The organism is Odoribacter sp. (assembly GCF_985060555.1).
Genome location: NZ_CFKYFN010000103.1, coordinates 16,785 through 28,899, shown reverse-complemented (window position 1 = coordinate 28,899; position 12,115 = coordinate 16,785). Strand labels below are relative to the sequence as shown.

General features: G+C 38.7%; 7 protein-coding genes and 1 pseudogene. 5 read left to right on the top strand and 3 right to left on the bottom strand.

Annotated elements, in window-relative coordinates:
* Positions 1 to 11: 11 nt before the first annotated feature.
* From AC5RDS_RS14135 to AC5RDS_RS14125, 3 genes and pseudogenes are all read right to left on the bottom strand, one after another.
* Positions 12 to 1,568 carry an IS1634 family transposase gene (locus AC5RDS_RS14135; protein ID WP_455430124.1) on the bottom strand — a complete coding sequence of 519 codons (1,557 nt, stop codon included), beginning with the start codon at positions 1,566 to 1,568 and terminating at the stop codon, positions 12 to 14.
* A 153-nt stretch (positions 1,569 to 1,721) separates the two neighbouring features.
* A complete protein-coding gene (locus AC5RDS_RS14130) occupies positions 1,722 to 3,203 on the bottom strand; it encodes a hypothetical protein (RefSeq protein WP_013610784.1) in 1,482 nt (493 codons plus the stop codon).
* A gap of 500 nt (positions 3,204 to 3,703) precedes the next feature.
* Positions 3,704 to 3,844, bottom strand: a pseudogene (locus AC5RDS_RS14125) (chromosome partitioning protein ParB); the annotation flags it as partial.
* Between the two features lie 70 nt (positions 3,845 to 3,914).
* Between AC5RDS_RS14125 and AC5RDS_RS14120 the strand changes: the two are divergent.
* The 5 genes from AC5RDS_RS14120 to AC5RDS_RS14100 all read left to right on the top strand — a co-directional run bounded on the left by AC5RDS_RS14120 (position 3,915) and on the right by AC5RDS_RS14100 (position 12,094).
* Positions 3,915 to 4,472: an RNA polymerase sigma factor gene (locus tag AC5RDS_RS14120; RefSeq protein WP_013610785.1), complete on the top strand. Its 558-nt coding sequence runs from the start codon at positions 3,915 to 3,917 to the stop codon at positions 4,470 to 4,472.
* Between the two features lie 63 nt (positions 4,473 to 4,535).
* Entirely contained in the window at positions 4,536 to 5,699 is a 1,164-nt protein-coding gene (locus tag AC5RDS_RS14115; RefSeq protein WP_106624284.1) for a FecR family protein, read from the top strand.
* Positions 5,700 to 5,762: 63 nt separating this feature from the next.
* A complete protein-coding gene (locus AC5RDS_RS14110) occupies positions 5,763 to 9,377 on the top strand; it encodes a SusC/RagA family TonB-linked outer membrane protein (protein WP_118113098.1) in 3,615 nt (1,204 codons plus the stop codon).
* Between the two features lie 11 nt (positions 9,378 to 9,388).
* Positions 9,389 to 10,942, top strand: coding sequence for a RagB/SusD family nutrient uptake outer membrane protein (locus tag AC5RDS_RS14105; protein ID WP_013610788.1), 1,554 nt, complete (start codon positions 9,389 to 9,391; stop codon positions 10,940 to 10,942).
* Between the two features lie 24 nt (positions 10,943 to 10,966).
* The gene (locus AC5RDS_RS14100) at positions 10,967 to 12,094 is read left to right on the top strand and encodes a putative zinc-binding metallopeptidase (protein ID WP_087383087.1); all 1,128 of its coding nucleotides are present in this window, start codon (positions 10,967 to 10,969) and stop codon (positions 12,092 to 12,094) included.
* Positions 12,095 to 12,115 lie beyond the last annotated feature (21 nt).

Sequence of the window (12,115 nt, the reverse complement as noted above, 5' to 3'; positions counted from 1 at the left end):
TCCTGACTTCGTCATTGCGTACCCCAAAATTCTTCGTCAAAGAGTTTAGCTATTTTCTGATGCCTTGCCATCAGCATGGTTTGCGTATAAACCTCCTTGTTCAGAGGTAGTTTGATTTGTATGGTTGTGATTGTCTTAGCCAATGCAAGCACCTTGTCTACGCTCATCTTAATCTCTGAGACTTTCAGCATACGCTCCAATTCCTTGTATACTTTCAAAGCCACAAAGCAGATGCATATATGAGCCTCGATGCGTTTGCGTGTAAAATGAAACATGGGGCGTATCTCTATCTTTGATTTGGCTATACGAAAGGCACGTTCTACGTGCCAAAGGTTGTGGTATGCAGCATAAACATCTTGTATTGGTATGTTAGTATTGGTGAGATATCCTTTTAGACCGTCCCATTTGGAGTCGTCGGCAATACGGTCATAGTTGATGGCTACTTTCACTTCACCATCCATGGATAAAAACTTATTGTAACCTCTTTTGTTGATGTTACCTTTCGTGAGCGCACCATGCTTGTAAGCCTTTTCCAACCTGCGTATTCCCTTCTCCCGGTTATAGGCATCTTTCTTTGCACGGTCATCTGTATAGCCGATCAAGAGACGACGTCCGCCTTCTTTGTCATATTCAACCATCTGGCAGTCGCGCTTGGGCTGTTCCAGTATCCAGTTCTTGACTTCCTGACTTTCATTCTTTATCTTCGCACCTATTATATACTTGTAACCGTGCGTCTCAAGTTCCGATATACTGGCATTGTTCATCAGACCGGAATCAGCCACCACAACGAAGTTTTCCAAACCGTATTTACTAACAAACTCATTTATCGTCGGCAGCATCGTGTGGCCTTCATATTTGTTGCCCTCATGGATGCAATATGCAAGCGGATAACCGCCCAAACTTACAAGCAGGCCGAGTATGATCTGAGGATTACTGTGACGTCCCTCTTTCGAGAAGCCTGCCTTACGTAATTCGTCCTCATAATCCGCTTCAAAGTAAAGTGTGGTGACATCATAGAACAGCACACCGATATTTCCACCGAACAGTTTCGCCGTATGGCGCACGCTTATATCCTGTACTATTTCGTGCTGATGGTCGCTAAGCTTGTCAAGATAGCGATAGATTTCTGAGAGATCCACATCTTCGTCAAAGTGGTTTTTCAGATATTCCACCGTAGCAGCCTTACTTGTTGGATATGCCAAACGAGCCTTTACAAGCTTGCGGAATACATCATCGTCAATACGATTGAAACCAATCCTGTCAAACGTGCGGTCTAATATCAAGTCGCATCCGTTGAGAAGGATGTTGCTGACATTGGACAGAACACGGCGGACTTCTTCTCGCTCACGGTCACACGCTTCACGCTCCTCACCATACAAATCGAGTTGTGGATGGCGCCGGGATTCTTCTTTTGAAATCCATTCATGACCTGCATTTACGAGACTATCTATTTCGTTTGAATCTTTGGCCACACCAATAGTAATTAACTCTTTGTAAATGCCCTTTGTTTTCTCTGGAACAACAAGTATTGTTGTTCCAGACCGATTCTTCTTTCTTTTGACAAACATAGTTAAAAAAACTTTTGCGTACCCCAAAATAAGGGCATGAAAAAATACAAAATATTGTTTATCAATCAATTATAAAATGAACATTTTTTGAGTGACGAAGTCAGGATAGTGAACCTTCGTTGTCGGTACCGATCCGGACGGAGGTTCATTTTTTTAAGGACTGGGAATACCCGGGCAGGGATATTTTTTACTGTCACCGAAGAGTAAAAACAATTCTTTGCGGGCTTTTTCCAGATTCTGACGATAGTTTTTTTGTCCGAGTTTGTCGATTTTATTTGTAAGTATATAATTATCCGGATAATAGGTTTTCCCATCGTTCATCCTGAATTGCGTTTCCAGCTGCATATAGTGATTCAGGTCACCGACTGCTTTCCGGGAATCCAGAAGGGGAGGCAGGCGGTGAAAAAAGGCGGAATCATATTTTCCGGTCGGATAGCGTTGAGCTAAATGAATTTTGACCAGGACAGGGTCTGTCTGATAGGCTGTTTTTATCTTATTCTGGCCGAACAGGTGGAAAGCTTCCTTTTCGATCAGGCGATTGATACCGGGTTGGTGCCGGGAAGGTTGTTCGATCAGGATAAAATCTTTTCCCAGGTTGTATTTCCAGGTGGTTTGTTGATGGCAGGAAGAGATATAGTTTTGTCCGCAACTATCATAAACGAAGGTGAGTTGGGCATGGGTCGAAAAAGGTGAACTGGTTTTTCTCCGGTTGGTTAATAAAGTTTGTCTTAATAGTTGATAATCGATATAATCGAAGGTCATGTTTTTTACATAATAGTTTTCTCTGTCGATAATCAGCGTACCTTTACATGAAATCCGGGTACGTTCGGGATAGGCCGAACGGCGGGTCTGGAAGGTAAAGGTATAATCCGGATCTTCGGTGTCTATGGCCCGGATATCGTAAGAGTCGATTCCGTCGAAAAGGGGACCGAAGAGTTGGATCGCCCGGAGAAGGGTGAAAATTTTCCGGGTACCTACATCGAACCGGATATCTTCGTAAGTCAGAAACATCGGTGACAGGGTATCGCTTCCGTTATTGGTCAGATTAAGACTACGGGCGATATACTGGGGTACCAGATAAGAACGGTAAGTTTCATCCCAGGTATTTTTAGCTTTTATGTTGCCTGAAGTGAAGTAAAAACCGAATTCTCTCCGGTATTCGACTGTCGTATCCCGGCAGACGGTGATCTTTTCATATTGTGCCGGTCCGTAATAACGGCAAACGGGTAAACGTCCTGCTTTTATTTTTTGTAATTTTTCGATGGCTTTCTTTAAGATTTCTTTCGGAGATATGCCCGTGGCTGTCGCCTCCTGTAGGTTGTATTGCAGCTCCTGCATAGTGAAGGCCGGATGCCTTTTCAGTTCCTGTAAACTGTATTGGACCGTTGCATATCCTATGCCTTGGAATACAATGGTATCGGAAGGTTGTAAAGAATTGACCGGGAAAGTTCCTTCCCCTTCCATATCGGAAGTAGCTAAAAGTGTAAATTGTTTTTTTAAAATAAAGTATACTCCAAAAATGGGTTTTTGGTTCTCGTCTGTGATCCTGATTTTTATTTCTTCGTTGGCAGGATTGGCATAAATATTTGCTGAGACAGACAGGAGTAATAGAAAACCCAGATACCATTTTCGCATATTCAGATGTATTTTTAAGTTGAGCGAAGTTTTTCTGCTGCAATCGGTTTGGTTGGAAAATCATTATATCCTGTATTTAAAATACGTCTTGTAAAAATAGGATTTTTTTTCAACCTGCCAAATATGAAAAGCGGTTGCTGTCTTCATCCAGGCTATTCTCTCCGATTAGGTTCACATCAGCTTCCGGTTTTCCGTCAAAGGTCGGTCTCACGTTTTCCGGGATGAAGTTGTTCCCATTTTTGTATTCACCGTTTTTCTGAACGTAGAACTTGTTCTGGCGACGCCCGTTGCTTCCGTAAAGTGTGGAGATTCCCCCTTGAAAGGAGCGTTTTCTGAAAGGAAGCGGAGACTGCTATGATAGCCCGCTGTTTCTGCTTTTTTTGTACGATCCATTAATTTGCAAAACTAACGGTTTTAATCATCACTCGCAATACCTACGAATAATGATTTGCAAGTATAAACACCATGTATATTTGTTACGGATACCAGGACAGACCGTCTTATTCCTCCAACCACTCGTCTGAGAGCCCGAAACTCCTGTCGCGAAACAATTCAGCCAGACCTGAGATTTGCTTGAAACGGAGTAACTCGTTCTTGTCCATGCCTGTGTTGCGCATGATCCAGCTGTCGGACATACTACTGTCACAACAATCAAAGGCAAAAATGCATTTTTTTTTACTACTTTTAAAGCGCTATTAAAACGTTTGATTCATGGAACTATTTGAATTAGATATTAACGCTTTATCCAAAGGTAAAAAAGAAGCTTTTTTCATATTGTACAAAAAATTCTTCGTTGCTTTGTGCCTCTTCGCTCAGAAATTTTCCATTGGGAAGGAGGCAGCAGAAGATATTGTACAAGAAATATTCTATAAGCTGTACGAAGAACGCCAGATATTCCATAATATTCTTACACTACAATCATACTTATATTCTTCTGTTAAAAATAGTTGTCTGAATTACATTCGTGATGAAAAAAGACGAAAACTCCGTGAAAGTTATTACTGTGACGAAATTTATAATAATGACACTACATTTATTAACGACGTTATCGAAAACGAAGTGTACCGAGAATTATATCAACTTCTAGATGAACTACCACCACAATGCAGAGTCATCTTTGAGAGAGTCCTGCAAGGAGAAACTTCAGAAACAATAGCCAAATCCATGCACCTGTCCATTGAGACTGTTAAGACTCAACGGAAAAAAGCCAAACATATACTAAGAGAACGTTACAAATTATTATTCAATATTATCGGAATCTTTCTATAATTTTTTTTATATATAGGATACCCACTTTTTTGTTTGGCAGTGTCTTTATAAAAAAATAAGAAAGTGGAAATATACCTAAAAATCTCAAAATTGCTTCTTGCACACAAAACTCAAAACATCAGTGCGCAAGAAACAGAGGAATTGTTAGCTTGGCGACAAGAGAAAACTGAAAACGAAGAACTTTTTCAAAAAATCAGCCAGGCAGATGGCTTTGAACAATTCCGCCAGCAATACGAAGAGTACGATTTTACTCCAAAATTCCTTTTGTTAGAGCAAAAAATCAAACAAGAAAAACGTAAAAGAATTATCAAACGTTTATCCTATGCTGCTATCCTGCTTCCCTTCATATTTGCAATATGGGAAATTATCCAATTTCAGAATCAAGGAACTACCCCAACAGAATACTCATCGATTGCTCCAGGTAGTTCCAGAGCTATTTTAACCATTGGTAAAGACAAAACCATTTACATTGAAAGAGATTCCAATATAAATATACATAAAATTGACTCTAACGTTTTTATTCAACACAACACATTACAATATAAAAAAACAGCACAAGCAACCGACAACGAGATACATAAATTAAACATTCCCAGAGGAGGAGAATTCTTTGTCTGCCTATCAGATGGAACAAAAGTATGGCTAAATTCCGAGAGTGAATTAAAATATGCCTCCGAATTTGTAGGGGAAGAACGGCGCGTATATTTAACCGGAGAAGCCTATTTTGAAGTTGCTCATAATCCTAACAAACCTTTTTTTGTAGAGGCAAAAAATTTACAGATTCAAGTATTAGGAACCTCTTTTGGAGTCAGAGTATACAAAGACGAGGATTATGCCCTCACAACTCTGGAAGAAGGGCAGGTCAATATCCATACAGCAACTTCATCTGTAACCTTAAAGCCTGGAGAACAGGCAAAACTTCATGATAATGAAATTACGGTCAATAAAGTTAATACCTGTTCATACACCGCATGGAGAAATGGGAAATATATTTTCATCAACGAACCATTAGGGAATATCATGAAAACCTTGGCACGCTGGTATGATATAAATATATTTTACACATCATCAAAATTAGAACAAATCCAATTTACAGGAGAATTAATCAGATATAAAAATATAGAAGAATTACTGAGTAAATTTGAAATATTAGAAAAAGTGAAATTTGAAATCAGAAATAATACTGTAACCATCAAAGAATATAAAAAAGGCAGAGATTGCTGGTAACAATCTCTGCACCAATAACTAACAAAAGTAGATATTGTTTAATTAAAACTGTTTTACAAAGCTATGAAAGAAAATGATTTTTTCCTACCTCCTAAAAAGAAAAATGGAGATGTAGTTTTATTTATGTTTTTATTTTTCTTGCTTTTACCTGGCTTCTCAATAGCCCAATACAAAGCACAATTAAATATTGACATAAAAAATGGGACTCTCGTAAATGTTTTTGAGAACATTCAAAAACAAAGCGCATACAGATTCATGTATTCCAATCAAGATGTTGCAGCCATAAAAAACATCTCCGTGCAGAGAGAAGGCGTATCCGTACAAGAAATTTTGGATATTGTTTTAAAAGGACATAATCTAACTTATTTAATAGAGGATAAAATAATATTCATTAAAAAACAGTCTCAAACCTCTGTCACCAAAATCAGAGGACGGGTAACTGACACTAAAAGTGAACCTCTTGCAGGAGTAACGATTCTTATCGAAGGAACATGTATCGGCACCACAACAGACAGCAACGGTAACTATGTCTTTACTATCCCCGATATAGACAAGATAAACATTATATATTCCTTCATCGGCATGGCTCCTTACAAAGTTGCCTACACAGGCCAAGAAAACATCAATGTCATTTTGAAAGAATCAGCAGAGACCATGGATGAAGTAGTCGTAACAGGTTACCAAACACTCAGAAAAAGTGATGTTGTCGGTTCTGTAAGCACCGTTAAAGCCTCTGACATCATGATGCCGGTTTATACATCGATAGACCAAATGTTACAAGGTCGGGTTGCCGGAATGATGGTAATGAACACAAGCTCACGCGTCGGCACTTCCCCAAAAATTCGAATCCGAGGGACATCTACCATTCTAGGCAACCAAGACCCTTTATGGGTAGTAGATGGAGTGATCCAACCAGACCCCATTCCATTAAACCAAAACGATTTAATGGTTGATGATTTAAAAAATATCCTGGGGAATCAAATATCTTGGCTAAATCCGGCAGACATAGAAACAGTGACAGTTTTAAAAGACGCATCAGCAACAGCCATTTACGGTTCAAAAGCTGCCAATGGTGTCATTGTTATTACTACCAAACGTGGTAAACAAGAAGGAATGACAGTAAACTATAATGGAACATTTTCTTTCCGTTCTCGTCCCCACTATGGATTGTTTAACCTTATGAATTCACAAGAGCGTATTCAATTCAGCCGTGAAGCCTTTGCCGCAGGAGCCATCTATAATGAAGCCCCTATTGCCTCATTAAACACCTACGAAGGTATCATGAGCATGTTCTATAACAAACAAATTACCCCACAAGAAGCAGAGAATGCAATACACAGATTGGAGCGCACCAATACTGATTGGTTTGACATCCTAACACGCAATTCATTTAGCCATAACCATAATCTAAGTGTTTCAGGAGGCAGTGAAAAAGTCATTTATAACGTATCTTTGGGTTATAGCGATCAATCTGGAATAGAAATAAATAATGATGCTCAAAACCTAAGCGGACGAGTAAATTTAGGAATCCGACTACATCCCAAGGTGCATGTAGACTTAAGCTTAGTAGGAAGCATTAATAAAACCTGGGGATATGCTGCAAACGTAAGTCCGTTGGAATACGCAACAGAAACAAGCCGATCTGTATTGGCTTATAATGAAGATGGAAGCAGACATTTTCAGGGAATCAGAACCAATTATGCTTATAATGAAAATCCTGTAATTTTAGGATACAACATTTTGAATGAGATAGACCATAGTTACTCTCTAAACAAATCATCTCAAATAAATGGAAATATAAATTTTTCATGGGATATTCTTCCGTGGTTAAAATATGAATTTGTAGGAGGGATCAATAATAACATCGGAACATCAGAAGCCTATGCTGGAGAACAAACTTACTATATAGCTTCGACCTTCCGAGGTTATGATTTCGGATCTGAAGCCTATGGTTCCGAGAAATACAAGGCTGCGATACTCCCATCCGGAGGCGAATTATATAATGGAAGTTCAGATGTACAGGGATGGAATATTCAAAATAAAATCACATTCTCCAAAACATTCCAAGAAGACCATCGTCTAAATGTTTTAATCGGTACCGAAGTCACCTCAACCAAAACAGCAAACAAATCACAGAAAATGTTTGGTTATGTAAAAGAAAGAGGGGAAAGCGTTGTAAAACCGACACCCTTAAATGAACTAGTCCCTATCGGTAACAGACCAGCACCAGGCTTAGGATTATTTGAAGAATTATATAATGGGAACGGGTGGTTGCGTAATACATTAACAGCAAATCAATTCTCAATATTTGCCACCTTAGCTTATTCATTCAAAAATCGTTATGTAATAAACGCAAGTATGCGTAATGACGCTTCAAACCGCTTCGGTCAAGACCAAAATAAACGCTTTGACCCGACCTATTCTTTCGGAGCATCATGGAATGTAGCACAGGAACCATGGTTACAAAACATTTCAAACATCATAAATCAGTTCAATTTACGAGCATCATATGGAATTCAAGGGAATGCTGTAAACTCTATCAGTCCGGAATTGATACTGAGAATGGATGAAATCAAACCATATTATGGTGACTATATGTCTAAAATTTCACGTATACCTAATCCCCACCTAAGTTGGGAACGTACTAAAACCTGGAACTTTGGTTTGGACATTCAGGTAATTCGATGGATTTCCATGAATATTGAATACTATACAAAGAAATCGAACAATATTGTAAACCAATCTATTGCACTCGAATATGGGCGTGTAGGAACTGAAGTTAACGGAGGACGCGTTGTCAATTCCGGTGTCGAATACACTTTAAATATCACACCTATCCGTACCAAAGACTGGGCCTGGACAATTGGATTTAACTCATCGAAGAACTGGAATAAAGCTAAGACTCAATCCATCAGCGAAATCAGTCTACAAGACTACATTTCCGGTTCCTCAGACAAGGTACTGAAAGAAGGGTTTGCTCTCTCTAGCTTTTGGTCATACGATTTCAAGAGACTAAGCTCTGTAGATGGTAGCCCCGAATTTAATCGTCTATTCCAAGAAGATGCCCAAGGCAACATTTTAAAAGGCGAAGACGGAGCCCCCTTGTTGAAAGGAGTAAATGAATACACGGACATGCTTGTGTATTCAGGAAAAATGGAACCGGATTTCACAGGAGGACTCACAACCCGTCTCAGGTGGAAAGGTTTAACCTTCGGAGCTAATTTTTCTTTATTATTGGGAGCCAAAAAAAGGCTACCTAATCCTTATCCCAATTTAGGAAACATTCCATTGTCCAATGTGAACCTAAGTAAAGACTTGATTAATCGGTGGAAAAAACCGGGAGATGAAGCATACACTTACATTCCGGGAGTGTACACCGGTCGGATTGCCAATTATTGGAGATTACAAGACGATAGGACATACAACATGTACCAGATGTGGGGAGAATCAGATATCATGGTAGCCAAAGCTGATTTCTTACGCTGCCAACAAATATCTTTAACTTGGACTGCAAATGACAAAATTTGTACAAAGATGAGAGTGAAAAGTCTCTCAATCAATGCTATCATGAATAACGTTTTTGTTGTAGCTGATAAAAAATTCCACGGTTTCGATCCAGAATTAGGAGATAGCGTACAGCCTAAAACATATTCTTTCGGTATAACTGTCGGATTTTAAAATAAAGAACTATGAATAAAATAATCAAATATACATTCTTGCTTTTAGTGGTATTCATCACTTCGTGCAATAGTTTTTTGGAACCAAAGTCACAAAGCGAGTTCGTACCTCAGCTGATTCAATCATTGGATGAATTATTATTAGGAGAAGCCTATATGGGGCCAGGCCTAAATGACGGAAGATTTTTCAGTGTTTTAGGTGTTTTTGACGATGATGTAAGCATACGTCCTAACTGGAAGGCAGAAAGCTCAGAAGAAGGGAAAGTAAAACAAATCCGTTTGGCTTACTCATGGTCAAAAGACATGAAAGACCAATTTAGCAACTATAATACCTACGCTGAAGTATACAAAAAAATCTTAGGCTGCAATTCTGTACTTGACTACATGGACGATGTACAAGGCAGTGAACAGGCCAAGAATAAAGTAATGGCTCAAGCACTTGCACTACGAGGATATTTTTATTTGCATTTGGTGAATCTATATGGAAAGCCCTACTCTGCAGACAAAAATGCTTTAGGTGTACCTCTAAAACTAACTTCCGAGATGGGAACCAGCGGTATGCCTCGTAATACAGTAAAAGAAGTCTATGAACAAATCATCAAAGATTTGCTTGAAGCAGAATCTCTCTTCAAATCTTTACCGGCTTCAGAACAAAATTTACGGAACAACCGAATAAATTTACCCTGCACCCAACTACTACTTTCCCGTACTTACCTATATATGGAAGAATGGGAAAAGTCAGTAACTTATGCAGAAGAAGTCATCAACCAATATGATTATGATATCTTAGATTTAAATACAATTGCAGAACCCAACCCATACAATTCTCCTGCTTATATGAATTATTATACATGGAGCAATCCGGAGGTAATATTCTTATTTGGCAATCAGGCAGATGTTTGCGAACTTCCGCTTACAAGAATCACATGCGTAGAAGAATCGAAGCCTGGTCAAATAAATTACAAGAGTTATGTACCTGTCATTGCATCGGAAAGTCTCATCAATACATTTGATAAAAACGATTTGCGGAAAACTCATTATTTAATTTGGGAAGAAATCGATTACAACGGCACTCCTGTATATCGTCAACCGACAAGTAAATACGACGTTCAACGTCGATACAAAATAGAATACAGATATGAACGGGGAGTGTGGGGTACTGCATTTAAAGTAACAGAGGCTTATCTGAATGCTGCTGAAGCTGCAGCCATGCTTTACAAAGAAAATAATCAAAGTGAATATCGAACCAAAGCACAGACATTAATTGATGCGTTACGCATTAAACGTTTTTCACAGACAACCTACAAACCAACCACGATTAGCGAGGGAGAACAACTGGTATCATTCATTCGTGACGAACGACGCAGAGAGTTATGCTTTGAAAACCACCGGTGGTTTGACTTACGCCGTTATGGAATGGAAGAAATAAAACATACATGGTATGATACATCAGGCGAACCCATTGAATATATCCTAGAAAAAAATGACCCGGGATTTACACTTCAATTACCGAATGAGGCTTTTGAACATAATTCAAGTTTGGTACAAAATGAACCTAGAAAATAATGTTTAATATTCAAATAAAAAGATATGCTGAAAAAATTCAAAATATTCATATGGACGCTTATCCTGTTTGGGTCTGTTTCTTGCGTCGACAATGATAACATCGGTCCTATTGAAAAAGTTAACTTCCTCCAATTTGATTTTCCTCAGGGAAATGCTCTTTGGGACAAAGAAATTGAGCAAATTGCAAAAGATTGGGGTATGTATATCATCTATAAAAATGTCGACAGCACACACCTGAACAGAATGTGGACGATACCCTATTACACAGATCCGATTTATGTATGTTCCGAACCAAGTTCTGAAGATATTCAAATATATTTGGATTTGGTACAAGAATGGCTATTGGGCAGTTTGGACAAAACCAAAGAGGAAGATAAAAAACAATTGCCATATTATCTCTATTTGGTAAATGACTTAAATGACGGAAATCCTCAATCACAGACCTATCAAAAACGGCATATTCAGTTTAAAAAAGACGGTTTGGACTATTGGAGTCTAAGCTTTACCAGTGAAGAATTGGCTGCCGGTCTGACACCAGAAATTATTCATAGTGTTGCTTGTGCATTCAGCTATCCCAGTTTAAAAGTACGTTTTGAAACAAAAGAATACAAAATAGCTCCCGGATTCGCTGAAATGAGCGATTATGAAACAGAAATTGGGAGACGTTATCTCAGCTATGAACAGTGGAAAGAAGAAAATCCCTATATGCCGGATAAAGGATATTACGACAACTGGAATATTGACGAATGCGACAAAGACGAGTATAATGCCTATCAAAGTAGAGGATTTGCCGTACAATTAGGAGAAGACTTCAAGCCTATCACAAACAAAAACGGAGAACCTACATACGGTGCCCCTACTTGGATGCCATGGATTGTTACAATCAGTTATGGTGTAGAGTTAGATCGTAATCCTGGTCCGGTAGCTGCCAGCATTGAAGAACGTGTATTGGAAGATTTTATGAATATGATCAGAACAGCTATGACCTATTCATCGGAGCAGATCAACGAGAAATATCCCCTAGATATAGAAGATCCTATCAAACAGGCCGGCAATAAAATTATCATCGATAAATATAATTTGGTTATAGAATACATGAAAAACACCTATAACATTGATCTAACCAAATATGCTGAAATCTTAAACCAATAAATATAATACAACAAAATTGAT